The 24267-nt window shown below is 45.6% G+C and carries 27 protein-coding genes; 6 read left to right on the top strand and 21 right to left on the bottom strand.

Going from position 1 to position 24267, the window contains the following annotated elements; all coding sequences use genetic code 11:
- Nucleotides 1-363: 363 nt before the first annotated feature.
- The 11 genes from BM122_RS00685 to gspG are packed head-to-tail and all read right to left on the bottom strand — an operon-like array spanning nt 364 to nt 9981.
- Nucleotides 364-1008 (bottom strand): hypothetical protein, encoded by a 645-nt coding sequence (locus tag BM122_RS00685; RefSeq protein ID WP_074902735.1) that lies wholly within the window; start codon nt 1006-1008, stop codon nt 364-366.
- Complete coding sequence (locus tag BM122_RS00680; RefSeq protein WP_074902733.1) at nt 1002-1391, bottom strand: type II secretion system protein; 390 nt, start codon at nt 1389-1391, stop codon at nt 1002-1004. The genes BM122_RS00685 and BM122_RS00680 overlap by 7 nt, the downstream gene beginning before the upstream one ends.
- Complete coding sequence (locus tag BM122_RS00675) at nt 1392-1895, bottom strand: type II secretion system protein (protein ID WP_074902731.1); 504 nt, start codon at nt 1893-1895, stop codon at nt 1392-1394.
- 4 nt (nt 1896-1899) lie between these two features.
- A complete protein-coding gene (locus BM122_RS00670) occupies nt 1900-4185 on the bottom strand; it encodes a FecR domain-containing protein (protein WP_074902729.1) in 2286 nt (761 codons plus the stop codon).
- Nucleotides 4185-4772 carry a hypothetical protein gene (locus tag BM122_RS00665; protein WP_074902727.1) on the bottom strand — a complete coding sequence of 196 codons (588 nt, stop codon included), beginning with the start codon at nt 4770-4772 and terminating at the stop codon, nt 4185-4187. The genes BM122_RS00670 and BM122_RS00665 overlap by 1 nt, the downstream gene beginning before the upstream one ends.
- A gap of 1 nt (nt 4773) precedes the next feature.
- Nucleotides 4774-5328 carry a hypothetical protein gene (locus BM122_RS00660; protein ID WP_074902725.1) on the bottom strand — a complete coding sequence of 185 codons (555 nt, stop codon included), beginning with the start codon at nt 5326-5328 and terminating at the stop codon, nt 4774-4776.
- On the bottom strand, nt 5316-5846 hold the full coding sequence (locus BM122_RS00655) for a hypothetical protein (protein ID WP_074902723.1): 531 nt from the start codon (nt 5844-5846) through the stop codon (nt 5316-5318). The genes BM122_RS00660 and BM122_RS00655 overlap by 13 nt, the downstream gene beginning before the upstream one ends.
- Nucleotides 5839-6684 carry a hypothetical protein gene (locus BM122_RS00650; protein WP_074902721.1) on the bottom strand — a complete coding sequence of 282 codons (846 nt, stop codon included), beginning with the start codon at nt 6682-6684 and terminating at the stop codon, nt 5839-5841. Before BM122_RS00650 ends, BM122_RS00655 begins: the two co-directional genes overlap by 8 nt.
- On the bottom strand, nt 6665-8311 hold the full coding sequence (locus BM122_RS00645) for a GspE/PulE family protein (RefSeq protein WP_074902845.1): 1647 nt from the start codon (nt 8309-8311) through the stop codon (nt 6665-6667). The genes BM122_RS00650 and BM122_RS00645 overlap by 20 nt, the downstream gene beginning before the upstream one ends.
- Nucleotides 8312-8352: 41 nt before the next feature.
- The gene (locus BM122_RS00640; protein WP_074902719.1) at nt 8353-9537 is read right to left on the bottom strand and encodes a type II secretion system F family protein; all 1185 of its coding nucleotides are present in this window, start codon (nt 9535-9537) and stop codon (nt 8353-8355) included.
- 9 nt (nt 9538-9546) lie between these two features.
- Entirely contained in the window at nt 9547-9981 is a 435-nt protein-coding gene (gspG, locus tag BM122_RS00635) for a type II secretion system major pseudopilin GspG (protein ID WP_074902717.1), read from the bottom strand.
- A gap of 604 nt (nt 9982-10585) precedes the next feature.
- Between gspG and BM122_RS00630 the strand changes: the two genes are divergently transcribed.
- From BM122_RS00630 to BM122_RS00605, 6 genes are all read left to right on the top strand, one after another.
- Nucleotides 10586-11101 (top strand): hypothetical protein, encoded by a 516-nt coding sequence (locus tag BM122_RS00630; RefSeq protein WP_074902715.1) that lies wholly within the window; start codon nt 10586-10588, stop codon nt 11099-11101.
- Nucleotides 11102-11177: 76 nt separating this feature from the next.
- Nucleotides 11178-11624 carry a glycine zipper family protein gene (locus BM122_RS00625; RefSeq protein WP_074902714.1) on the top strand — a complete coding sequence of 149 codons (447 nt, stop codon included), beginning with the start codon at nt 11178-11180 and terminating at the stop codon, nt 11622-11624.
- Nucleotides 11625-11790: 166 nt separating this feature from the next.
- Nucleotides 11791-12843 carry an Lnb N-terminal periplasmic domain-containing protein gene (locus BM122_RS00620; protein WP_074902712.1) on the top strand — a complete coding sequence of 351 codons (1053 nt, stop codon included), beginning with the start codon at nt 11791-11793 and terminating at the stop codon, nt 12841-12843.
- A gap of 477 nt (nt 12844-13320) precedes the next feature.
- Nucleotides 13321-14652 carry a hypothetical protein gene (locus BM122_RS00615; protein ID WP_218151940.1) on the top strand — a complete coding sequence of 444 codons (1332 nt, stop codon included), beginning with the start codon at nt 13321-13323 and terminating at the stop codon, nt 14650-14652.
- Nucleotides 14653-14683: 31 nt separating this feature from the next.
- Nucleotides 14684-15073 (top strand): Rap1a/Tai family immunity protein, encoded by a 390-nt coding sequence (locus BM122_RS00610; RefSeq protein WP_074902841.1) that lies wholly within the window; start codon nt 14684-14686, stop codon nt 15071-15073.
- A gap of 47 nt (nt 15074-15120) precedes the next feature.
- Nucleotides 15121-15399: a YMGG-like glycine zipper-containing protein gene (locus BM122_RS00605; protein ID WP_074902711.1), complete on the top strand. Its 279-nt coding sequence runs from the start codon at nt 15121-15123 to the stop codon at nt 15397-15399.
- Nucleotides 15400-15403: 4 nt separating this feature from the next.
- Here the strand turns inward: BM122_RS00605 and BM122_RS00600 are convergent, their stop codons facing one another.
- From BM122_RS00600 to BM122_RS00565, 10 genes are all read right to left on the bottom strand, one after another.
- Nucleotides 15404-15895 (bottom strand): hypothetical protein, encoded by a 492-nt coding sequence (locus BM122_RS00600; RefSeq protein WP_143083261.1) that lies wholly within the window; start codon nt 15893-15895, stop codon nt 15404-15406.
- A gap of 296 nt (nt 15896-16191) precedes the next feature.
- On the bottom strand, nt 16192-16677 hold the full coding sequence (locus BM122_RS00595) for a hypothetical protein (protein WP_074902708.1): 486 nt from the start codon (nt 16675-16677) through the stop codon (nt 16192-16194).
- 6 nt (nt 16678-16683) lie between these two features.
- On the bottom strand, nt 16684-17013 hold the full coding sequence (locus BM122_RS00590) for a hypothetical protein (RefSeq protein ID WP_074902706.1): 330 nt from the start codon (nt 17011-17013) through the stop codon (nt 16684-16686).
- A gap of 244 nt (nt 17014-17257) precedes the next feature.
- A complete protein-coding gene (locus BM122_RS00585) occupies nt 17258-17596 on the bottom strand; it encodes a hypothetical protein (RefSeq protein WP_074902704.1) in 339 nt (112 codons plus the stop codon).
- 36 nt (nt 17597-17632) lie between these two features.
- Entirely contained in the window at nt 17633-19120 is a 1488-nt protein-coding gene (locus tag BM122_RS00580; RefSeq protein WP_074902702.1) for an alpha-amylase family protein, read from the bottom strand.
- Complete coding sequence (locus BM122_RS23870; protein ID WP_218151939.1) at nt 19117-19338, bottom strand: hypothetical protein; 222 nt, start codon at nt 19336-19338, stop codon at nt 19117-19119. The genes BM122_RS00580 and BM122_RS23870 overlap by 4 nt, the downstream gene beginning before the upstream one ends.
- An 80-nt stretch (nt 19339-19418) precedes the next feature.
- Nucleotides 19419-20738, bottom strand: coding sequence for an MGH1-like glycoside hydrolase domain-containing protein (locus BM122_RS23865; RefSeq protein ID WP_218151938.1), 1320 nt, complete (start codon nt 20736-20738; stop codon nt 19419-19421).
- A gap of 32 nt (nt 20739-20770) precedes the next feature.
- Nucleotides 20771-21880, bottom strand: a complete 1110-nt coding sequence (locus BM122_RS23860; protein WP_218151937.1) for a hypothetical protein — start codon at nt 21878-21880, stop codon at nt 20771-20773.
- 73 nt (nt 21881-21953) lie between these two features.
- Nucleotides 21954-23015 (bottom strand): sulfotransferase family protein, encoded by a 1062-nt coding sequence (locus BM122_RS00570; protein ID WP_074902701.1) that lies wholly within the window; start codon nt 23013-23015, stop codon nt 21954-21956.
- Between the two features lie 353 nt (nt 23016-23368).
- Nucleotides 23369-24250, bottom strand: coding sequence for a transporter (locus BM122_RS00565; protein WP_218151936.1), 882 nt, complete (start codon nt 24248-24250; stop codon nt 23369-23371).
- Nucleotides 24251-24267 lie beyond the last annotated feature (17 nt).

Below are 24267 nucleotides of genomic sequence, written 5' to 3'. Positions count from 1 at the left end.
GCCAATAAAATCATTAAGACTAAAAAAAACCAAACCAGTTCTTATACTACGGCATATTTAAGAGTTCTCACAGTATAGCTAACGATCACAATGTATAGATGGATTTTTGATACCCCACACAACACATTAATTTATGCATTTAAAATTCGCTGTCATCTAATTCCATTTCTAAATCAAAACTGGCTTTATCGGCTTTACCTTACCGTATTATTTATACTGTCAAAGCAAGTCAGAGAGAACGCAGGAAAAAAATATCTGATAATAAGCGAGTTCTAGCACTCCACCTAATGCAGTAGCTCATTTACGTTAAAACATATTCAGTGTTTTCCTTGAAAAGATCTTGGAAGATTAATTACGCTATCATTAAGGATTTGGTGTAAATGGATTAGCACTATTTGCTGGCTGGTTCGGGGAAAGAGGATTAGAACCTGCTGTAGCCTTATCGCTAGCAAAAGGATTGGTAGAAGTAGGATTTTGCACACCTGATTTAGGGGTTTTTGATCGCTGTGAGTCTGCTCCGCCAGCCGCCCCACCCGCATGAACAAATTTCCAATCCTTATAACTCTTTGCTTCTGAAAATGCGGAATAATTTTCTGGAAAATTTGCTCGCTTGAGCGGGATCTTGTCCGATTTGCTATATACACCTGTAATTCCTGACCCAGCTTGCTCAATCAACCCCCAATCATGGCTATTGGTCATAGGGTCAAGGAAAACTTTTCTGAGATGACGTTTGACTACCAATGAACTCCTATCTTCGAGCAATTGCTCTAGTGATTCTGGATACCGTTTCGCTTTCCCACTTGAATTGAGGTAATACCCTTCAATAGCACGCCTGAATTGATCGCCCACATGGAGTAGTTCTATTTCTTTTTCTCGTTGGGATTCAATTTGCCACATTGGCCCAATGCCTGTCAGCACCACACCCGCAAGCGCAACTGCAAATAACGTCCAGAGATAGATATAACCTTCTTCTGCACAGGAATAATGAACGTGGTTCTTTCTCACCATTTATCGTAAAATGTTCCATCTAATGCCTGCTTATCAGAGCTACTGCGTATATCATACACACCTTCAACCTCCTCACCAGGCGGGGGAATTTCAATCCATGTTAAAGCACTATCGGTTATTGGATCAACTGGAATAGCACGAATATAACGCTCTTCCACCAATTGCTCCAGATTAAGCGGATAAACTCCCCTATCAGCATAGAATTTATCAATCGCATCACGCACGATGCTCAGATTTTGTCGCAATACAGCTTCTCTAGCCCGATCGACTGAATTGAAATATCTCGGGGCAACAATACTGAGTAAAGTAGCAATCACTGCCATGACAACCAATAACTCAATGAGTGTAAAACCGGCACGCCGGTATAAATTAGATATTCTCATTTACCACTGATTATAAGGTATCCCGTTCAGCCCCTTTTGACTAGAGCGTGAATAGATATCAAAAACATCGTCGCCTTCTTCCGGATTATCGGGTGGGCTCGCGTAACTACGCTTTCCCCACGTATCTGCCTCAGGTACATCCATATCTGAGTCTGCAAACATAGGATCACGGGGTAAACGTCGCAAAAAATAGATCATATTTTTTTTAGGATCCTTTATATTTGGCACACCTTCCACCAGATGTTCCAACTTGCGGGGATAACCTACCTCATCTGCTTTCTTTTCCACTCGTCCTTCATCCGCAGCCTGTTTATAAGCATCGATTGCAGTACGAATTTGCCGCAAGGCAAGACGTAATTCGTGTTCCTTCTCACGCTTAATGGCAATCTCACGTAACGGCATCACTGCAGTAGCCAAAATAGCGACTATAGCAACCACCACCATCAATTCGACCAGAGTAAATCCACGATAAGCTGTTATCAATCCTGAGCTTCGTTTTAGCATACTACTAATGGATCTCGACACTTATTGGAGGAGGCAAGCTCACTTCAACCGGGTTTCCTTTGTCGTCTTGTGCTGTCAAACTTTGAACAGCAATTTCAGCGGTCCCCGGATTTGGGCTGACTGCTTTGAAACGTAAGACTGTTGTCATCCCGCTTGGTTCTTCCCTACCCAACTTGATGGTACGAACTCCAGATTTTTCACCGCCATCTAGCGCTTCCAACAGGTCCTTATCGTATGTCAGATTAAGTTCGCTCACCAGATTCGTTTTCTGGGTAACCAGTCTCACCGTTGCGGTAAATTCTCGATCCATGGGCACTGTGGTCGGGGCTAACAAGGTAAGTGATGGAGAAGCACCACCAGCTTGTTGCGCAGCCGCTGCAGCAAATGGATTAGGAGCAGATTCAGCCGTTGGTGCTGCCGGCTGTGCTCCTCCAAAAACTGAAGGAGCACTTGACACAGGCCCGGAAGGAGCCAGGGCCAGGGATTGTGGTAATGTCTTACGAATAGACGTCTGCAATCTTCCAGCAGCATTGGCCGTGCCAGAATAAAACTCACTCTCCAGTTTGGTCGGTTGCGTAACATTACGTACAATGCGCGGGGTGATTAATAATATAATCTCCGTCTTTTGACGATTCAGATTTTGGTTACCGAACAGCCTGTTCAGGATCGGCGTATCGATCAATCCCGGTATCCCTCCCAAGCTTCTTTTATCATCGTCGTTAATCAAACCTGCCAATACATGTGTTTCACCATCATTTGAGGAAAGTAAAGTCTCTGCTGTCCGCGTTCCCACGACAGGAAATCGACTACCCGCAGTGGTGCCTGCTTCGAAACCCGTTATCGAACTTACTTCAAGCATAACCTTGATTGCCACTTCGTTATTCGGAGAAATAACAGGCTCAACTTCCAGCTTTAGTCCTACATCGATAAAAGTCACAGATTGAGATACGGTAGCCGCAGTCCCCGTGACATTGGAAGTGATGATAGGTTGTCTGCTACCAATCAGAATTTTAGCTTTCTCGCGATTCTTGACACGAATACGGGGATTGGCAAGCAGGTCATTAAAGGTAAGATCTTTTCTTAAATCAATCACGACCTGGTTGCTGACCGAGAAATTCTTTAAGCCAAAAGTAACCTGATCCAGTGTTGTTGTAGCAGCTGCGGCAATGGGATTACCGCTTGCGTCAGTGCCACCCGGGTTTGCAGTGTAAGTAATACTGCCTGGAAAATTAGGCCCAAGCTTGGCTACATTATTTCGGTTAACTTCCAGGACTTCCACATCAAGCATGACCTCTGGATCAGGAAAATCATTGATGGCAACCAGTCGTTCTACCAAGCGAATTGCTTCCAATGTATCGCGCATAACAAAAAGATTGAGCTTCTCGTTAACGTAAATATCCTTAGCTTTGACCAGTCCTCGGATCATTGATACCATCTGTTTGACATCGGTATTGACTACATGGAAACTGCGCACCACAAGCTCTTGATATTCTTTTTGTTTGGCTGGAGTATCCGGATAGATCAATAACGAATTGTCGTTCAATATTTTGTAAGCAAGCTGATTAGTGACTAACAGCAATTTTAAAACATCTTCAATTCTGTTATCGCGTACAAAAATAGATGTTTTCGATTCCTGCTGAACACTTTTATCAAATATAAAATTGATTCCTGCTGTGCGTGATATCAGCTCAAAAATTGTTTTCAAACTGGCATCGCGAAATTCCATTGTGATGGGTTTATCAAAAGTTGTCATTAATGCCAGTCCAGGTTCTTCAGCCCGGCTAAGGCGTTGATTGATCTCCCTAATTAATAGGCGCGCATCTCCATTCATCGGATTTTCCTGTAACACCGCGCGCACGGCCGCTTCAGCACCTTCCACATCATTTCGAGCGAGCGACTCTCTGGCTTGATTAATAAACAATTGTTGATGCCGATCCAGATACAGTGCCTCTAAACCTGCTTTGGCACGCTCGCTATTGGGGTTAATTCCCTGCACATGGCGGTATTGCTGTTCAGCAACATCATAATTCCCCGCTGCTCGCGCATTTTCTGCCTCATTGAGTATTTGATTGGCGATTGCCTCGCGTTGTCGTGTCAGTACTGTACGAATTTCTTTGTTATCAGGCTCTTCATAAGCTGACTGCTCAAGTTTTTTCAAGCCTGCATCAAGTTGACCTTGCGCAATCAGTTGCTGACCTTCTAAAAATGCCGAATTTCTGGTAGCTAATTGCGCACAACTCATTAATAGTGTCAGCAGCAAAACAATGAAGAAAAATCTGACTGATTTCATTAAAACTTTCCAGGATTATTGTTATTAATAAGAAGTGTTTGTTTGATGCCCAATGGTAGATAAGTAAATTCGATTACGTCATCATTAATCCGATCGACTCGATAATTTTTCTCGATATGCCCCCCTACTTTTGCTACATAGTAAGTATCTCCCATGGAAAGAAATATGCTTGTCCTCTTTCCTTCCATAATTTTGCCGATATATTTAAATTGCAAAGGCGGCGCTGCGGGAGGAGGCGCACGAACAGGCGCAGGCTTGGCAGCTTGGTTGGAGCTGCCGGAACTACCAAATGGAGATTGAGAGAGATCAGCACGGGGCTGCTTCGGTTCCCAGGAAGCAGAAGCAAAGATATCATCCGCTTCAGCACTGAATTTTCGCTGCCCCAATTGATCAACTTTTAGATGACCCATGTCATTTTTTCTGCCAGCTACATTTACACTTTTGGATGCAGGCTTAGTGGGTAGAATGGGTTGAACGGTCTCTTCTATGTCAGCATCATTCTCCTCGAGCCATATCACTGCAAAGAGTGTTGCTACGAGGGCAACGCCCAGAATCAACCTGCGAATATTGGTTGTCTGTTTTTCCATTTCAGCCGTGCAGATATAGATTCATGCTAAGTCGGACATCCAGTTTGCCCGATTTAATATCTTCACGTTTGAGCGCTATATCAACCAATGCCAGTGCGGGGATGGTTTCCAGCACATCGGCAATGAAAGCGCGAATTTGCGGATAGCTGCCATGAACAGGCAGAACCATTTCATAGCGAGCCAGTTTTGAATTCTGCTCCTGCATCAACCGATAGTCACTGCGACTCAGCTCAACCTTGTGTTTTTTAGCAATCCTGTCTAATTCCTTGATCCAGTAAGGCGATGAATCGATACTCGGAAAAAAATCATAAAAAACCTGTAACGCCTGATTATCATCTAACTTTGAGCCTACGGCAGCTTCAACCTGCGTTCGTTGCTGCATTGATACGACTTGTTCCTTGAGTTTATCGATTTCCTCTTTTTGTGGCAAAACAGCTGCCCAGAAAAAGACGATCGAAAGTGTAAACAATCCCAAGCCTATTTTTCCGATTAAACTAAGTCGCGCTATTTGCCAGCGTATTTGAATCCGCAGTCTTTCTAGGGTCAATCGATCCATGTGGTGATCAGAGAAAAAGCAATTGGTCGATGGGGATTCTCTTGCTTCACTTTATAATTGATTACATATGCATTTTCAAAAACTTCTTCTCGCTCAATTGCTTCGACAAAATCCGTTAATGCCACTAAATTTCTCGCTTCACCCGCGACGCGTATCGCTCGATTGGCTACATTCGGTTGCACAGATAATAATGCAATTTCTTTATTTACTGCATATTCTAAGGAATCAAATAACGCTTCCCAAGGCAAATTGATTTGTTGCAAAACTTCCTTTGCCTGGTTAAGCTCCTTTTGTGTTTCTTGAGTAATTCGGGCAACCGCCGTTCTGGGTGTCTTTTTATGCTGTTGTTGTTGCTCAAGACGATCGATACGTGTTTCCCAATGCGCAGTTTCTTCCATGACTAATTTCAGCTGATAAAAGCATGCAATAAAAATCATGGAACCTAATCCCAGCAAAATATAATCGATATAACGCGCTTGTTGCGTTATATAAGGAAATTTCAGTTTCAGGTCATGCATACCCTGCCTCACTATCCGCTACACTAACAGAAGGAAAGTGAAGTGGTACCGGTATTTTCTCAGTGGGTAAATAGGCAAATTGCCATCCTTTATCAGTTGGTAAACTCAAATCCGGATGTTCAGGTGAAAGCAGATACACCTGCTCAATGGGTTCTCGATAGCCGGAATTAATAGCCTCTTGCTCAAGTGCAGCAATTAACTCGGTTTCAATTGAATGCACTACGCGCTGATTTCGTATTCCCTTCCACTCGCTGTTGGAAAATAAAGTCATACACAGCCGCTCTCGCTCGATGACTACAAACCAGAATCGCTTATCATTAAACGAGTTACACCATTGATCGAAAGCAGCTGTCAGATAGGGTTCTATTCGTTTTAATTTAATGCGATGACGAGAGGCCAGTGCTTCAAACTCATTGTATAAATCACGGCTGATCGCGGCGCACAGTGTCCCTTGATAGGGATCCTCATCACTTATACTCACGACCCAACCATCGACTCGTTCTCCGTAGACTTCTCGCATGCGAAAATTGGCATAAGCAAATAACTCGGACGGGCCAGTAATTTCTTGCTGAGGTGAAACCACAACATAACGTACAAAATGATTTGAAAGTGTAATGATCAGCTCAGCCCCCTTCAAATCTGATGCAATATTCTCTTTTTCAATCATTTGTTCAAGCTGTTGTAAGGATTTCTTCCACATGGCGGCATCCTGTGGAGCTCCATATACTTCTGAAATTCTAGGCGATTGTCTGGATTTTATGCCCCGGAACGTTCTCACCATATCCACACGTCCAGGCGCAAAAAAAACCTGAATCCGGTCACGCCACAATAGTGACACGATTAGCCTCCTGCAAACTCGTCTGTCCTGCTTTAACCATCTCAAGTGCAGCTTCACGCAAAAAACGGGTACCATTCTGTTTAGCTGCTTCTTTGATGCGGCGAATCGTAGCCTGCGCAATAATTAATTCACGAATCTCATCATTTAACAGCAATATCTCGGCAATCGCACTCCGTCCACGATAACCACTTCCTCGACATTGGCCACATCCTTTGCTGAACCGGAAATTATAATGTTTTACTTCTTCTAGAGGAATGCCGGATTCCGCAATCAATTGATCCGCAGGGTGCTCATCAACGATGCATTGAGGACATAACAAACGAACCAATCTTTGTGCGACAATGCCGTTCAGGGCTGAAACAAAACTATAGGGATCCACTCCCATATGGGAGAACCTTCCGATCACATCAAATACATTATTGGCGTGCACTGTGGTAAAAACAAGGTGACCGGTTAATGCAGCCTGTATCGCAATCTGGGCTGTTTCGGCATCACGGATTTCTCCTACCATAATTTTGTCTGGGTCATGCCGTAAAATTGAGCGCAATCCTCGCGCAAAGGTAAGACCTTTTTTTTCATTGACCGGAATCTGAAGAACTCCGGGCAGCTGATATTCGATGGGATCTTCAATCGTGATAATTTTGTCATCACCACGATTGACTTCCGAAATTGCGGCATAAAGTGAAGTTGTCTTGCCGCTTCCTGTAGGTCCGGTCACCAGCAGCATGCCATAAGGCTCCGAGCTCAACCGGCGAATACTCGTAATAGCTGTCTGATTGAATCCAAGCTGATTCAATGTCAAACCTTCAACATGATCCGTAAGCGCCTCTCGATCCAGGATCCGCAATACCGCGTCTTCACCAAAAATACTCGGCATAATCGATACCCGAAAATCAATCTCTCGTCCTTGAATGGAAACTTTGAAGCGACCATCCTGAGGAATTCGGCGCTCTGCAATATCGAGATCAGACATAACCTTGATACGCGAAATCACTTGCTCGGCTAAATCATGACCTTGCATCACACCAATTGTGGTCAATACACCATCAATCCGATATTTTATCGCTAATGTCCCCTGCATCGTTTCCAGATGAATATCGCTTGCCATTGATTTATGGGCATCATATAAGGTGGAGTGTACCAGCCTCACCACCTTACTCGTACCTTCATGGATCGTCTTTAACGACAAATCTTCGATACCTGCCTGCGCCATTCCCTGCTGCTCCGCTGGCAACACATTATCCATCGCCCGCATACTCTTTTCTTGCTGAGAGAAAAATGCTGATAGATCAGCTGGGTGCACTAAATACCATGTCGCACCTACCGCAATATATTCATCTGCCCAAGCATGTAAATTTGGTAAAAATGGATTGGCTACCGCAAGTAAGTACTCTTGATTTTTATGAAATAAGGCGCATTCCTGTTTGACAGCTTCTGCAAACGGTAAAATGTCAAAAGCAGGATGCAATTTGTGCAAATCTTCCATCTGGATCACTGGCATCTGCAGGAGCTGGCCCAATTCGACCATTAGCTCACTGGATGAGTAACCATATACTTCCTCTAATACCTTAATGACAGACGTTTTTTGAGCTAAAGCCTGTTGGCGCGCATGGCCAAGCTGATGCATATCGATAGATGGCTTTGTAAGAGCCTGAGAATTCGCTTCAATCAATTGATACTTCCTGCCAACTCAAAAATAGGCATATACATTAAAATAATGATACCACCAATAACTGTGCCTATTACTGCCATCAATAGCGGCTCGATCAACTTAGTTGTCCACTCGACCCAACGAGCGATTTCTTCATCATGAAAACCACCAATCCGCTCCATCATGTCCCCCATGAGCCCGGTTCGCTCACCTACTCGCAACATCCGACTTCCTACTGGTGTCGTCAGTTCTGCTATTTGCATTGCGCTGGAGATGGTTTTACCTTCACGGATATGGGTAGCTGCTGCGATGACCCTTGGTCGGAAATGAGGTTGTAAAAGATTGCTCACCATTTCCAATGCTTTTGTGATCGGAATGCCACCTCGCAATAACATCCCCAGTGTTTTATAAAACCGGGCGAGTTGATAAATCCGCATACGTTCACCGATTGCGGGAATTTTCCATAACAACTGCATTAAACGCGCTCGAAACATAGGTCGGGTGAAGCTGTAGATAGCGAGAGCCAGACTAGCGCTAAAGATCCCCGCTATCATCCAGCCACTTTCGTGCACCAAGCGTCCCCATTTGATCAGCATAACGGACAGCCAGGGCAAATCTGTACCAATATCCTCATAGATGGCACTGAATTTAGGCACGACAAAAAGCAGCAAAAAAACGGCTACCAGCAATCCAACTACCAACAGCAAAACAGGGTATATTGATGCGCCCACCAGCTTTTTACGCGCCATATCCATTTGCGTCTGATAGGTAATATACCGCGTCAAGGCTTCAGGTAAATCACCCGTCCGTTCACTCGCCCTAACCGTGGCAATATACAACGCAGGAAATATCTGAGAATAAGTCTCCAAGGCTTGCGAAAAGGTCATACCTTCATACAGGCGCGCAAGAATTTCCTGGATAATCTTGCGTACGCCAGCATCCTCTTCTTTCTCAATAAGTGTCTCGATACTTTCTACCAGACTAAGGCCTGCTGTTAAAAGAGAGAGAAGCTCCTGACTGAAGTGGGTGAGAGGAAAACGTGTTCTGGATTTAGGAAACCAACCCGCAAAGTTCCGTTGCACACTCAGCACCATCCCGCCTTGGGCCGCAATCTGCTGTCGAGCTTCCTGTTCGTTAGCAGCATCCAGTTCGAAAGATACTGTGCCTTGTTTAGCAAGAATCGCTTTTACAGTATAACGCATTGATTCTTTTTACCAATTGGCAATATCGGCAGCATCACCTGTACCGCCTGGCTGCCCATCTTTTCCTAATGAAAATAGATCAAACTCTGCACGCTCACCCGGATACATGTATTGGTATGGCTTTCCCCAAGGATCAGGCGGAGGTGCTTTACCAAGATAAGGACCTTGCCATTTTATCTCATTACCAGGTCGTGTCACGAGTGCATTTAATCCTTGCTCAGTAGTGGGATAGCTGCCCACATCCAGACGATATTGATGCAAGGCTTTTTCAAGCGAATCAATTTGTGCTTGCGCCATTTTGACTTCTGACTTCCCTACCTGTGAGAAATATTTGGGACCAACATAGGCAGCCAGCAAGCCTATGATGACCATTACTACCAGTAACTCAAGCAGTGTAAACCCACGAATACCACGTTTACGCGAACTTTTATAGTAATACTCCATTTTTAACCTCTCGACTAAAGTTACTATTTTGATTTGTTATAAAGGTAACCAGTGCAAACAAAGACAATGATATGCCATTTAGCATCAATACTGCACGAAAGACAAAGTGTATTCTAGAAATATTTAAATCAGATTTTTCATTAGAAAATGTTAGGGTAAGAAATAAATGTGAATTTAATTAAAACATCTAATCCTTTTGACCTTAACCCATCACCATTTCTCGGCTTAATATTTTTTTAGAATATATAAAGATCATTATTCATTATGTCAATTTTAGTGAATCACATCATAATGAAAAATGATTAGAGACATAAAAGAAGTATTGTCTTGCAATTTGCCGTGGTTCGTACCGGCATCTCGACAGAATGGCATAATTAACTGATCTGCAAGCATAAGATGCACAACTACTATCTGGGTTATTTAAGTAATCTGAGTGAGTGATCATCTGTTCCATTAATAACTCAAAACTTTTTAAAAATGATACCACACTGAACTCAAACTGAAGGTAGGTGTCTACTTTTACTGACAATCCTTGATCGCCAAAAAACATATTCAATACAAAGTTCGGCTCTACTAACTTCAATTTCTAAGAAGGGAAAAGAATATGAACAAGAAATATTTAGCCAACCTGTTGTATCTGACTGTATTGATCTTTTTCGTAATGCTTACGCTACCCTCGTACGCTGACAAAAAAAATAGCGATGAAAACAGTGTAGCTACCAATATGGAAGAACTGCGTGATGAGATCACTGCGAATAAAAAATTAGTCGTTACCAACAATATGAGCCTGACCGATGGAGAAGCCAAAGTATTCTGGCCTGTCTACGATGCCTACCAGAAAGATTTACATGAGATCAATTTGCGACTGGCAAGATTGATAGATGACTATGCCGTAGCCTTTAATAAAGGTGCGATCTCAAATGAAAAGGCGACTCAGCTGATTGATGAAGCCATTGCCATCGAAATGGAGGAAGCTAACCTAAAGCGGAGATACATTCCCAAACTTAGCGCCGTCCTTCCTGGTGCAAAGGTTGCACGTTACCTACAGATCGAAAACAAAATTCGTGCCATCGTACGGTATGAACTTGCAGAAGCCATTCCATTAGTTTTAGCAGAATAAAGAAAAGATGCTGGAATATTCAAGTTTCAAGTCATCTTTTGAATCAATTTTAAGTTAATCCTAGGAGGCAAGAAATATGCTCCAGAAATTTATAGCATTAACAGCAATGGGTGCATTTCTTGCCAGTACACCGGCGAGTGCACAATTAACCATTTATCCCGCAAAGGGACAATCCGTAGAACAACAGCAGATAGATGAAGGTGAGTGCTACAATTGGGCCAAGGGCCAATCAGGCTATGATCCTATGCAAGCCAGCCAGTATGCAGCGTCCGGGCAGCAGAGGCTTGGTGGCGAACGAATAGGAGGGGCTGCTCGTGGAGCAGCAGGTGGTGCTGCAATTGGCGCCATTGCTGGGGATGCTGGCAAAGGTGCTGCAATAGGCGCAGTCAGTGGAACGATGTTAGGAGGAGTAAGGCAACGCCAGAAGCGTGCGAGTAATGATCAGGCTGCGGCACAGCAACAACAGCACTTTCAGCGTGCCTATGCTGCCTGCTTTGAAGGCCGGGGTTATACGTTAAAATAAAAAATGTACTACTTCCCTTTCCAGATCAAAAATGACGTGAAGGCGAGCCGCAGACTGTATAAATAATACAGCAAGGTGAAGCCAACAAAGTCAGTTTTGGTCTAGAAATGGAATAACTTGTGACGTATATTCATAGCTATTAAATCATGCCGACAGGCTTCACCTAATGAGGAGCACCCGAACCCCAGTTACCTACATTGTAAGTTGGATATTGCTCGGTTTGCTGACAATAGCAACTGGTAGCTGGGGTGTTCTTGCTCTTGCATTTTCAGGTCCGTACAGCGATATGGTACGCAGCATCCTGGCCGTAGCCTTTGGGATTACATCGTTATCAACTTTAATCGCATTAAGCTTTCGGCACTGGCGCTGGCAAGCATTTGCCAGTTATTGTGCGTTATTCTTAATATTATTAATATGGTGGAGCAGTATTTCACCCTCCAATGAGCGCAACTGGCAAACGGATGTCGCAGTGCTGCCATACGCTACCATCGGAGGCAATCTCATTACGGTACACAACATTCGTAACTTTAATTACCGCAGCGAAACTGAGTATACCCCCGGATACTATGACAAACGTTTCGACTTAAACAAACTGGAGGCAGTGGATATCGTTGCCTCTTATTGGATGGGACCTGCCATAGCCCATATATTCTTGAGCTTCGCCTTTGCCGGAGAGAATTATCTCGCCATATCCATCGAAACACGCAAGGAGAAAAATGAAGATTATTCCTCTATCAAAGGCTTCTTCCGACAATATGAGCTTATCTACGTGGTCGCTGATGAACGCGACATTATAAGGTTACGCACCAACTATCGTGAAAATCCACCAGAAAACACTTACATTTATCGAGTAAATGGGCCCATCGAAAATGGTCGCCGCTTATTCCTTGAATATATGCGTAGAATCAACGAATTAAAAACTAAGCCTGAGTTTTACAACACGCTCACGACCAACTGTACGACCAGTATCTGGCTGAATAATCGCGTCAATCCACCGCAGCTACCTTTCAACTGGAAGATTCTGGCAAGCGGTTACCTACCGCAATTGTTATATGAACACGGTAAATTAAAAACTGACGGCCTGGCTTTTCCTGAATTACAACAGCGCTCTTATATCAATGCCCGGGCACAGGCAGGTGATGATGCTGTGGATTTTTCGCGTCTTATTCGAGCGAAGGATATAAATATTCCAACAAATCTTCCAACCACGACACCTTAAATCCCAAATGAAATGAATAGATAAGCGCTGACTGTGTGCAATTTATGACCAATGACACAACTTACCAGAACTTTACACATTGAGCGCTCCTTCTCCTTCAGTGCCTTCTGCCCCTAAACCGCCCGTAAACAAATATACACATTTAAACCTTAAACGCTTGGCATAAACAATCCAAAAATATTTTTAATTTCTTGTCATAAGGATCGTTTTTACGTGTTAGCACGTATATTTTTAACTCGCGGATTTTAATAAGCTATAGCAGTATCAGAATCGAATAAAAGGAAAAAAAGTTTATTCTCCTGTCACTTCATGCTGAAAAGGCAAGCGGTATGTTTTTTTCAGGTGCTTACTGCTGAGATTGACTTTTTTTTATTCAAAGAACTAGGAGTAAGTAGCTTGCCATTATGCGGCATGAGCGAAGCCGAATGGCCTTAATCAAGTGTCCATTTTTGTTCAATTACAACTAATCATACAATCATGATGACAAGTGCTTATTATCTGAGCAAAAAAAATAGAGGGTTAATTTTCTTTCTCTCAATCACCTTTTTCTTATCGGGTTGTGTCAGCAGCATCAGCAAAGGTGTGACACAAGCTCTTCTAGAAAAAGCTGAAGCTGAAGATACTCGCATCTGCATAGTTGAGGGCATGCCTTTTGAAGGGATTAAACCACACCTCATCAACTCTCAGGGAGAGACCAAAGTCGCGATGGTGCATGGTGTAGGGGATCATATACCAGGCTATTCCACCGAATTCTTGAATAAACTAGCCAAAGAATTAAATTTAAACAGTCGTGTGGGCGATTCCAAGAATATCACTTTGGTTTCACCCTTATATCCTGACAAAACTTTGGGTAATTTGCGCGCAACCCAACTGCTGAATGAAGCTACCGGTGAGAAGCTGACGTTTTATGAACTTGCCTGGTCGAGGCTTTCTCTTCCAGAGAAAGCGCTGCTGAGATTTGACACCTCAGGAGAAATTGATTTTCGCAGAGCCACAATCAATCGTAGGCTAAAGGAATTCACTAATGATACCACGCCCGATCCTATTATCTATTTAGGAAGCATCAGGGAACATATTCTGGCAGCATTCGCACAATCATTCTGTTGGATGGCAATACATTATTGGCAAGATCTTCCGAAGGAAGGAGAACATGTCTGCCGAGGCTTGGGCGATGCACATGTCGACAAAATAGAGCGCGATGATTATGTCGTGATTTCACATAGTCTCGGTAGCCGTATCACCATTGATGGTTTCCAGCGTATTGCCGATATGCTGGAACATCCGGAAAAGTATGCTAGTTTAGGATCAGACGAAGAGTTTAAATCAATGGTTGTTTCAGCAGCAACCTCCAAAGCAATAGCAGCACTCCGTGAAAAACATATCCCCGTCTTCATGCTATCCAATCAGCTTCCACTCCTGCAATTAGGCAGAGAACTTCCTGAGGTGGTGGGACAGAAAGCAGCCTATTGTAAACCTGAAGGTGCGCATTACTTGCAGCGTATGCTCACTGACACATCCATTATTGCTTTCAGTGATCCCAATGATTTATTAAGTTATGGCATACCCAATCAGTTCAGCGAAAAATATCTGGATTCGCGATTGTGCCCAAGCATTACCAACGTCACAATCAACGTGGCCAAAATTATTGATGCCTTTGACATCAAAGGCTTTGCTAATCCACTTGAAGCCCATGTGGGATATTTCATTGATGATCGAGTGGTCGCACTGATTGCCAATGGCATCGGCAATCCGCATACCTCGCCGCTTATTAAAGAAAGATGTGAATTTACCAAAATAGGCGATAAGTGAATGAATTATTTAACCCATGAAGGAAAATATTATGCATCTTACTATTTGTCAAAAATGCCTTATCGCACTTATTATTGCAGGCTGCCTGGCAATACAGGCTCAGGCTGCCACAAAAGATAATTTTCTGGCAAGGAATGCGGAGGATATCATCGAGTTATGTACGGCATCGCCATCAGATTCTCTTTACAAAGAAGCTATCCACTTCTGCCATGGCTACCTGGTGGGTGTTTATCAGTATCAGCAAGATTTTTACAGTAACCCTGGACTTAGCCCTTTGGTTTGCCCGCCTGATCCTAAGCCTTCACGCAACCAAGCCATAGCAAATTATGTCGAATGGATGAAAGCCCATCCAGAATACCTGAAGGAGCGGGCTGTTGATACCGTAATGAAATACTTGATAGAAAAATTTCCATGTGCATAGTAGCGGTTACTGCTCATTTCAATCGATACTTTTCCAGGAGCGATACCATGAAAAAAATTTTTTGTTTAATCATTGCAGCAGTCGTCGCAATGGGTATAACTGGATGTGCAGGCATGACTCAGTCAGAACAGAGAATGATGACTGGAACAGCCGGAGGCGCAGCAACCGGCGCTGTAATTGGCGCAATAGCAGGTAATGCAGGAATGGGGGCTGCCATTGGCGCAGGCGCGGGCTTGTTAGGGGGTTACGTTTACGATAAACACAAACAATCTGAGGAACGTGCCTACCAAAGAGGTTATCAGCAAGGGCAGCAGCAAAGGAGGTAGCGTTCTAGTATATTCCTTTGTTGACCATGACGAGCCGGTCACCCTGGACAGCAAAGTGCTTTATAACGGTGAGCGTCGGGCAGCACATCGGCTCTTGTGGACCATGTGTCGTCATCACAACCGTAATGTGATCGCGCTCAATTGCTAATGAATGCACCTTTACCCGATCGCCCAGAAGAACAGTGTCAGTATTCGTCCAACCTTGCACACTTTCAACACTTTCAATTAACAGTGCAAGTTCGTAGAACGTACCCGATCCACCCAAAGTTGTGGTTGCTACGACTGCGCCCACCATTTTGCCGTTCACTACTCCGAATACCCGCTTATCGGTAAGTTTCACAACTACTTCAGACACAGTATCTGGTGCAGCTGATGCACGAAATTCGCCCTGAGTAAGGGTCACGGGTCCAATCTGATATACCTTCGATTTGAAGGTAATCGATTCGAGGTTTGCAGCAGACACATCGACCTGTTTGGCATTAAAGCGGTCAAGCACATTTTCATCCTTGATTTGATGGCACTCCACACCCTCTAGGCCAGTTGACAGATAAGATGCTTGACCTAGAAGTACGATGGAAAATATCGCAACCCAGCCCAATGTAGATTTTGGAATTTTTTAGGGAGTCGCATGTAATCTCCTCAATCGTTGTTTTATATTTCCACATTTATTGAGTGTCACCGGATTATGCGTCAGTCTAAACAAAAAACGCACAAAAAATGCGTAAAAAGATATACAAATGAATACGCCGTCCCCGTGTCGAGAGGATAATAGCTCCTAACTACATTCTTACCTTACTCATCTCGCTTGTTTTTCTCTTGGATCAAACTGTCAAGAAAATGATTCAGACGACTATATTCCGATGACGTTTTTTTAGTCAGCAAGTCTGCTAACATACCACCGAATGCGGCTCGAGCAGCGTCTTTGATAAACATGGGCTCCAGGCTCGCCGTTTCGTCTACCACGACAGATTCGGCTGCGGAGGACCATACAGGTTCACCGCTGATGGTGTCCCATAGTTGCAGGGAAAGTCTCATGACAGCAGAACGGGTCTGCAAGATCACGAATGGAGTAACCGGCGCATCCAAACGGTCTGTCATAGTTTGTGAAATGTATGCCAATCTGGGCTGAAGTACGTACCGTGCCTCTATACTCTTCCCGATTTTTTGAAGTAATTCCCGATTCAGGATATGACTTTGATCAATGCCCTGGCGCAAGCGGGTATACTCTTCTGTCAGGCCGTGACGATTAATCAGGGCGATTGTTTGCTGTTCATCCATTATCTTCTAAGTTGGAGCGATTTTTTTAATGGATTCGGCAAGATATAGGCTCAATACGGCTTCATCGCCCCGAGAGGATGTCGACGCTAAGGGTGTGAACAGTGCCACCACTTCCCCTTCCAAGCCTGTTGGATTCGAGGAGGAAGAAAATAGCGTCGATGTGGTGCGTACTACCCATCTAGGCTGGACGCTTCCACACCCTGCCATAAAAAGTATGAGAAGGATCAGCCCTGCTACCCTAATCTTTGTCTGGAAACTAAAGATGTGAGCCATATCATCAATGCCTCCACCGCGGATGAATGCTGATCGTTGTAGACCATAGTGAACTTTATTCATCCATTATCTTCAATAGATCAAGTCTGCAAAAGATTAATTTTGCACTTATTTTGCACTTATCCAGTTTGCCCAACAACCCATTCAGATTGTGACACCGCTTCGCTCATAAAATCTAGCTAAATTCATTAGCTCGGTTGACCTTGACCTATTTTTTCTTTACGAGCAAAGTAAAAATAAGCGCCCACCACAAAGAAATTAGTGATCACCGCGATAATATTCCAAAGGATGACAGGTCATGAAAGGATCAACAACCCGTAGTAAACCCATAAAATTGGAAAGTACCCATAATGGCGGCCATCCTCGGATTCATGCCTTTGCTTGACCTTCGTTTAAGCATCCCGATCAAATCCGGCAAAGCGGCAAAAGTTGTTCCTAATCCTGCTAGAAAACCGACAACTTCTGATCTGTAAAAACCCGGGAATAACAAGCTATCCACATCACGTATGGCAAATTCTCCGCAGCCCGTAAGAATGATCACGCTGAAAAAGAAACAAAGCAAATGGCCTCTGTTGGGAGAAGTCCTATCCACCTCCGCTTTAGAGGACACTGAATCTTGCCACAAACCCGATTTATGCTTTTCCATTCATTCCTCCGTCGTTATATCCGCTGTCTCCCGAATTCAACTCGACCAATTACGCTCACAGTGGAAAAGGTGATAACCCCATGGTGCTAATTCTACGTACAAATCTGATACTAGAAGTTCATCACCCGACCGATCAAATACCCTTGTCTGCAACGGCTCGCTCAACTGCCAGGGATGTCCGACGAGATCCGTCCACGGTAATCTCACCCTCGCCTTAGAATGGTTTGCTGAGAGATTAACGACAATCAGGTGGCGATCAGTATTTTTTTGCCAGCACCAGGCGACCACATTCAAATAGCTATCATTGTCCGGCCAGCCCATTCTCTCACACAGTCTCCACTCTCCCTCGTGGAAATCTTTACTACGAAGGGCTTCAAGCAATGAATAGTAGAATTGCTGAAGATTCTGATCCGGGGTCTCATCGGGACGGCGGCGCAGAAACACGGGTAGTCTTACACAGCGTCCCTCGAATTGTCCTTCATGAAACAGCCTGGCACCAGGCAATGTCGCAAACGTTACCGCAGCAACCCGTGCTTGCTGATCAGTGAATGTCGCAGCAGCACGCAGTTCGTCGTTGTTCTCAATAAAGCGAACGAGTTTTTCCTGATAGGGCAGATCGGCACAGAGATGCAGGTACACGCTCTCGGCAGTACCATGCTCAATGCGATCGTAAAGACGTTTGTCGTAGCAATAGTTGAAACCTTGCTGCTGCAGCATCCATTCCCTATCCCAGTAAGCCTCGGCAATAAACACGAACTGTGGATGCTTCTTTTTGACAGCTGGAATCACTTGCAGCCAATAATCAACTTCCGGAACTCGACCCGCGCGATCACCCCATGTTCGGTGGAAAATAGTATTCATCAGCAACATGGCCATGTCGCAGCGCACGCCATCGCATTGATCTGCAATATCACACATTGTTGCAATGACAACATCGCGCAGGCCAGCTTCGAACGCATTCAGTTGAAGCACATCTTTCCAGGCGGAAAAGTATGGGTCACGCCCACAAGCATACACATGGCTGTTGACGGGCACAAATGAGTGAGGATCACGTATCAGATCTTCCTGAGTTCCTTGAATGAAGTATTCAGGGTGCATAAGTGCCCATAAGTGATCATGAGCAACATGATTCGGCACAAAGTCGAGAATTAAACGTATTCCTCGCTCAGCGAGTTTGCTTCTGGCAATCATTAATCCTTCCGGCCCTCCCAAGTGTTGATCCACCCAATAGCGCCGCACGCAATAAGGTGATCCAACGTTGTCCTCCGGCACAAAATCAGGGAGCGCCCGGCGAAAATCTGCAAGTAGACCCTCGTTCCGCATCGAAATGGCAATGCCAGCAGGACTTCGTTCCCACACGCCCATCAGCCAGACCGCATCGAATCCGAATGAAGCCATCTGATCCCACTCGCTATCAGGAACTGACGCGAGTGTATACTGTCGTGCCGACTTACAGGCCAACTCACCTAGCCACACCCAAGTGTTGATTTCATAGATCAACGGGTACTTCGGCCAGGCATTCATACATCGCTTTGCTTGAACAAAGCCTGCCTACCCGATTCCAGGAACCGTTCAGCGTCAAGCAGCCCGAACAACTGGATAGTCTTCGCTACCAGCCCGGTCCAGCCGGTCTGGTGGCTCGCGCCCAATCCCGCACCATTATCACCATGAAAATACTCGTAGAACAGAATGTAATCACGCCAGTGCGGATCCGTCTGAAATTTTTCGGTACTCCCATACACCGGACGATTGCCTTGTTCATTCCTGAGGAAGATACAGGCGAGTCGATCGGCGATCTCTTTGCTCACCTCAAACAGATTCATCAGCTTGTCAGAGCCAGTGGGGCATTCGATTTTGAAGTTGTCACCGTAGTATATAGGTAGAAGTTCAGCAGCGCGCGGATGATGAGCACATTCACCGGCATCCAGACCGGCCCCCGCCAGTTGGAGTTGCCACCGAACATACCGGTGTTTGACTCAGCCGGCAGGTATTCTACCCGATACTCCTGGCCATTCACGTGGAACACATACGGGTGCTGCTCATGGAACTTGGAGAGTGAACGGATGCCATAGGGACTTAGAAACTCATTCTCGTCAAGCATCTTAGTTAGGATCCGGCGCAGCCGCTCCGGACTGAGCAGCGCGAGCAGTCCCCGCTCAGCCACGCCAAAGTGCCCCGGACCTGTAGGATGAATAGTCTCCAGAAGCTCGGGCATCCGGCGAAAGCGTTCCAGCAAGCTAGCAAACGCCCGCGGAATACGCTCCCGTTGCCACTTCTCGACCACCGTGGTAGCGCACAGAGGCAGGAGCCCCACCATCGAGCGCACCTTGAGCCGCGTGGCACTGCCGTCTGGTAGCCGCAGCAGGTCGTAGTAGAAGCCATCCTTCTCGTCCCACATCCCCTCTTGACCGGGTCGGTTCATGGCGGCGCCGATATAGTAAAAGTGCTCTGCGAACTTGGGGACCATTTCCTCGTAAGCTGGGTCGTAGGCGGCGAGCTCAATCGCTAGCTCAGCCATGTTCTGGCTGAATAGTGCCATCCACGCCGTGCCGTCCGCCTGCTCCAAGTGACCGCCCGTGGGCAGCGGTGCACTGCGGTCGAAGATACCGATGTTGTCGAGACCGAGAAAACCGCCTTCGAACACGTTCTTACCAAAACGATCCTTGCGTTTCATCCACCAGGTAAAGTTCAGCAGCAGCTTATTGAACGCCGATTTGAGAAAATCCACGTCTGTCTGGCCGCCGTGCAGGGCCTGCTCAGTGCGATGCAAGAACAGCTTTGCAAAGGCGTGGACTGGAGGATTCACATCACTGAAGTTCCACTCGTACGCGGGCACCTGGCCGCTGGGGTGCAAGTAGACGCCTTTGAGCATCAGCTTCATTTGCTCCTTGGCGAAATCCGGGTCTACGATCGAGAGCGGGAGCGTGTGGAAGGCCAGATCCCAGGCCGCATACCAGGGATATTCCCACTTGTCCGGCATGGAGATGACGTCTTCGTTCAACATGTGGAACCACTCGGAGTTCCGGGCGTTTCGATATCCAGTATGTAGGGGATTGGAGTTGTGTTCGTCCAGCCAATTGTCGCCATCAAAGAAGAAAAATTGCTTACTCCACAGCATGCCGGCAATAGCCTGGCGCATCATGTTGGCAGCATCCTTACTCACTGAAGGCGGTGTCACAGACTGATAAAATTTATCCGCTTCTTTAAGCCTCTCAGCAAAGACTGCATCAAAATCCTTACCAAAGGGTGGTTGCTTTGTTCCTGAGCAATTTTAGACAGCTGCAGGCGGATCACTACGGTCTGACCAGCACCCACATTAAAGTAATAGTGCGCTGCGACCTTAGTACCTTGCTTCGCGGGATTGACCGCCTCTTGCTGGCCTTGCACCACGTAGTTGTTGATGCCATCTTTTACGTATGGACTCTCGTTTTGATATCCAGGGAAGAGTCGTTTATTGTTCGTGGTATTATCGGTGAATAGTAGCGGCACCTCGCCTTCACAAGAAAAGATGAATTCCCCCAACAACGGATGCCTCGCTTCGACCGCGCTCACACCCAAAGCCACCTTGTTTTGCTTAATATTTGGTTTCTCAGGAGATCGGTTAGATGGCGCAATCCACGACGCCCAATCGTTGCGGAACCACAGTGTCGGCAGAAGGTGCAGTTCGGACGCATCGGGTCCCCGGTTGACTGCAGTGATCTTCACCAGGATATCTTCTGCACCGGCCTTGGCATACTCTACAAAAACATCGAAGTAGCGGTCGTCATTGAAAATACCTGAGTCGATCAATTCGTACTCGAACTCGCTCCGAGAACGGTGACAATTCGTCTCTACCAGATCAGCGTAGGGATAGGCCGCCTGGGGATATTTGTAGAGATATTTCATGTACGAGTGCGTCGGCGTGCTGTCGAGATAAAAGTAGTACTCTTTCACATCCTCACCATGGTTGCCCTCGCTGTTGGTGAGACCGAACAAGCGTTCCTTCAGGATAGGATCCTTTCCATTCCAGAGAGCCAGACTGAAGCAAAGCCGCTGTTTGTCATCAGAAATTCCTGCAATACCATCCTCTCCCCAGCGGTAGGCGCGTGAGCGAGCATGATCATGAGTAAAGAAATTCCAGGCGTCCCCTCCTTCACTATAGTCCTCGCGCACAGTACCCCATTGACGATCCGAAAGATATGGACCCCACTTTTTCCATGGTATGCCTTCAGACCCTTCCGTTTGGCCATATCGTCCGGATTCATCCAATCGCCTCTTTTCAGGATTATTTTTCTGCATTGACATCTGATTCTCCGCTTTATCAAGCTATACCGATAACTTAGCCAGGTTACTCAAGCCACGAGTATTGCCTATGCTATTATTCCAACTTCGGAGAAAACTTACAGCGCTGGTAGCCTACCTTTGTCGAAACAGATATCGCCTTCTTCCAATAGGGCAGCAAGCGATAGGTCACATAATCTTTTTTTGTGTCGAGCCAGGAACTCAAATCCCGGTTGATTAGACTGGACAGAAGCTGAATGTCACCTTGCAGCGATTTGCGCACGATAGCAGCCATACGAGGAGACAGCTGCGCCGGCGATTCCTTGATTATATTCCAAGCAGTTAATCGACTGATCAGGCCGCGACGCTTTGAATTATCCTGATTGTAATGGTACAGGCGACGCTGCAGGGTATCGATTACTTTTCCATGACGCATCACTGGCAGATAAAGTAACCGCTGCAGCCAGCGATACCGATACATACGGCTTTGGTATTTCCGCTCAAAGCGGGTCTGTCCGTCGTAATCGACGTGAAGGAACTCCAGGGCACGCTGGTAGACGCCAAGCGGGTCAGCCACGAGATCATCGAAAACGATCACATGCGTTCGTTCGCGTTCTGTGATGGCGTAGAGTTGCTGCATTTGTGCACCAAATTTTGCGATTTCACTATATGCCAGCAACCGAGCATCAAGACATAGCTTGGGGACAAGCTCCCCACGTGCTCGCGTCGACTGAAGCGCCCACGCTTTCTCAAAATCTGGTTCATCCTCTTGCAGCAGATATCGCAATCGCTGATGATACGATGGTAGCATCGCAAGCGGATTGCGCACTAAAACGATAAACCGTGCATTAGGGTTGAATTGCTGAATCCGTTTGATAGCTTCGGGCTGATAGAGGTACGTCACGGTACCCTCACCCACGGCGCGACAACCAGCAGTAAAATGAGCGAAATAGCGATCTAGATAATTCCGCTGCAATTCTTTCTCGGATAAATCATTATCAAGTTGATTAAAGAAATAAGTTTCTTTTGGCTGCGAAAAGCATATCTGCGGGTTTCGTGCGAGATATCGGCACAATGATGTCGTACCGCAGCGTGGTGCACCTACAACGAAGAAATCAGGAAAGCGTGAATGTTGGGTCTTCTGCCGATAAGTTTGCATCACTGCGCCCCTCTTTACTGAAAAATGATATGTGATTAGATTATTCAAATATGCTGATTGAGAGAATACGTATGAACACGTAGGAATAATCTATATAAAGAGTCCCAAAATTATTTTGGTCCAAATCACATACTTTAGTTTTCTTATGAAAACAGTATTAGCGATCCCATTCCACACAATAATTTCTAAATTTTCTATGGATATACTTCTTTGCATCCAGAATCAATACAGTATTGCCAGCGCTGAGTTCAAATATGTTTTTGATGCTTAGTATTGCGTCACTTATCCTTGGCAGATAGCTGCAGTGTAAGGCTTTCAAGGAAGTTCCCCATAAATCATGACTCTCCGACGTCTCAATGAATATTCCCACCAAAACGGTATTGCCAGTTAATTCCAACTGCGTTGAAATCGCTGCCTGTACGAACTGCGACGCCCGTATTGAAAAAAAGTTTGACCGAGTTATGCCGACTCACAGGCAGCGAAAGCGTCACACCCGCGCGTGAGTTTTCTAGCTTGCCACCACTTTTCACCCCATCCACAATAGTCTGCCCACCAGTGAAAAAGGTACCGTCCACCGCAAACCAGATACCATTACCAAAACTGTAGATAATGTGTCCCTGCAGGGAATAAACAGGCTCCTGTTCACGCACTCTGCTACCAAGAAAATCATTGTTTGCTGTATAAAACTGGATGCTTCCGGCAAGTTCCAATATAAAAGGCCCCAAACTCTTCGAAATGCCAATTTCCGGTCTGATCGACCAGCGGTTGTTGCCGATATTAAGAAGCTTGTCTTCATTGTACTGCCCGCTGGGCGCGGTTACTTCTACGCTGGCGCCAATAACCGTATCTTGCCGATAATTTGCAAAATCTTTCATAGAAAGTGCCGGTGCGCCAAAGAAATTGACTGCAAAGCGGAATCTTGTATCAGCTGGCCCAAATACTTCCCGATCGCGAAATTGCTCCTTAACTGTGGCACTGCCCGATGCCCAAGAGAGCGGCTGCACCACATCGAATTTTGCTGATTTACCAAAGAAATCCAAGGAGCGAGCATAAGCAAAAAACGTAGAATGGATTTCAACCTTGGTATTCTCAATTGGCAGGGTTGGATCGGTACCTACACCGCCTCCGATAAAGTTATAACCAGTAACCAGAAAATTCAGTCCTACTGGCGCGTTGGTATAAGTGCGCGGCTCGATGACCTGCCCTTTAGCACCTAAAGCCATCAGAGCAAGCATCGCCGCCACAAATCGAG

It is taken from the genome of Nitrosomonas communis (assembly GCF_900114745.1).
GTDB lineage: Bacteria > Pseudomonadota > Gammaproteobacteria > Burkholderiales > Nitrosomonadaceae > Nitrosomonas > Nitrosomonas communis_A.
The sequence above is the reverse complement of the archived record's forward strand: the minus strand, read 5'-3'. Positions and strand labels throughout refer to the sequence as shown.

What these genes read in the sequence shown, in the direction of transcription:
- BM122_RS23865 (WP_218151938.1), bottom strand. Translation starts at nt 20,738, where the DNA reads ATGATGCGCCAGGCTATTGCCGGCATGCTGTGGAGTAAGCAATTTTTC.
- BM122_RS00685 (WP_074902735.1), bottom strand. Translation starts at nt 1,008, where the DNA reads ATGGTGAGAAAGAACCACGTTCATTATTCCTGTGCAGAAGAAGGTTAT.
- BM122_RS00660 (WP_074902725.1), bottom strand. Translation starts at nt 5,328, where the DNA reads ATGGATCGATTGACCCTAGAAAGACTGCGGATTCAAATACGCTGGCAA.
- BM122_RS00590 (WP_074902706.1), bottom strand. Translation starts at nt 17,013, where the DNA reads ATGAATAAAGTTCACTATGGTCTACAACGATCAGCATTCATCCGCGGT.
- BM122_RS00670 (WP_074902729.1), bottom strand. Translation starts at nt 4,185, where the DNA reads ATGAAATCAGTCAGATTTTTCTTCATTGTTTTGCTGCTGACACTATTA.
- BM122_RS00620 (WP_074902712.1), top strand. Translation starts at nt 11,791, where the DNA reads ATGAGGAGCACCCGAACCCCAGTTACCTACATTGTAAGTTGGATATTG.
- BM122_RS00610 (WP_074902841.1), top strand. Translation starts at nt 14,684, where the DNA reads ATGCATCTTACTATTTGTCAAAAATGCCTTATCGCACTTATTATTGCA.
- BM122_RS23860 (WP_218151937.1), bottom strand. Translation starts at nt 21,880, where the DNA reads ATGTCAATGCAGAAAAATAATCCTGAAAAGAGGCGATTGGATGAATCC.
- BM122_RS00640 (WP_074902719.1), bottom strand. Translation starts at nt 9,537, where the DNA reads ATGCGTTATACTGTAAAAGCGATTCTTGCTAAACAAGGCACAGTATCT.
- BM122_RS00580 (WP_074902702.1), bottom strand. Translation starts at nt 19,120, where the DNA reads ATGAATGCCTGGCCGAAGTACCCGTTGATCTATGAAATCAACACTTGG.
- BM122_RS00630 (WP_074902715.1), top strand. Translation starts at nt 10,586, where the DNA reads ATGAACAAGAAATATTTAGCCAACCTGTTGTATCTGACTGTATTGATC.
- BM122_RS00665 (WP_074902727.1), bottom strand. Translation starts at nt 4,772, where the DNA reads ATGGAAAAACAGACAACCAATATTCGCAGGTTGATTCTGGGCGTTGCC.
- BM122_RS00615 (WP_218151940.1), top strand. Translation starts at nt 13,321, where the DNA reads ATGATGACAAGTGCTTATTATCTGAGCAAAAAAAATAGAGGGTTAATT.
- BM122_RS00655 (WP_074902723.1), bottom strand. Translation starts at nt 5,846, where the DNA reads ATGCATGACCTGAAACTGAAATTTCCTTATATAACGCAACAAGCGCGT.
- BM122_RS00565 (WP_218151936.1), bottom strand. Translation starts at nt 24,250, where the DNA reads ATGCTTGCTCTGATGGCTTTAGGTGCTAAAGGGCAGGTCATCGAGCCG.
- BM122_RS00585 (WP_074902704.1), bottom strand. Translation starts at nt 17,596, where the DNA reads ATGGAAAAGCATAAATCGGGTTTGTGGCAAGATTCAGTGTCCTCTAAA.
- BM122_RS00570 (WP_074902701.1), bottom strand. Translation starts at nt 23,015, where the DNA reads ATGCAAACTTATCGGCAGAAGACCCAACATTCACGCTTTCCTGATTTC.
- BM122_RS00675 (WP_074902731.1), bottom strand. Translation starts at nt 1,895, where the DNA reads ATGCTAAAACGAAGCTCAGGATTGATAACAGCTTATCGTGGATTTACT.
- BM122_RS00605 (WP_074902711.1), top strand. Translation starts at nt 15,121, where the DNA reads ATGAAAAAAATTTTTTGTTTAATCATTGCAGCAGTCGTCGCAATGGGT.
- BM122_RS00645 (WP_074902845.1), bottom strand. Translation starts at nt 8,311, where the DNA reads ATGCATCAGCTTGGCCATGCGCGCCAACAGGCTTTAGCTCAAAAAACG.
- BM122_RS00680 (WP_074902733.1), bottom strand. Translation starts at nt 1,391, where the DNA reads ATGAGAATATCTAATTTATACCGGCGTGCCGGTTTTACACTCATTGAG.
- BM122_RS00625 (WP_074902714.1), top strand. Translation starts at nt 11,178, where the DNA reads ATGCTCCAGAAATTTATAGCATTAACAGCAATGGGTGCATTTCTTGCC.
- gspG (WP_074902717.1), bottom strand. Translation starts at nt 9,981, where the DNA reads ATGGAGTATTACTATAAAAGTTCGCGTAAACGTGGTATTCGTGGGTTT.
- BM122_RS00595 (WP_074902708.1), bottom strand. Translation starts at nt 16,677, where the DNA reads ATGGATGAACAGCAAACAATCGCCCTGATTAATCGTCACGGCCTGACA.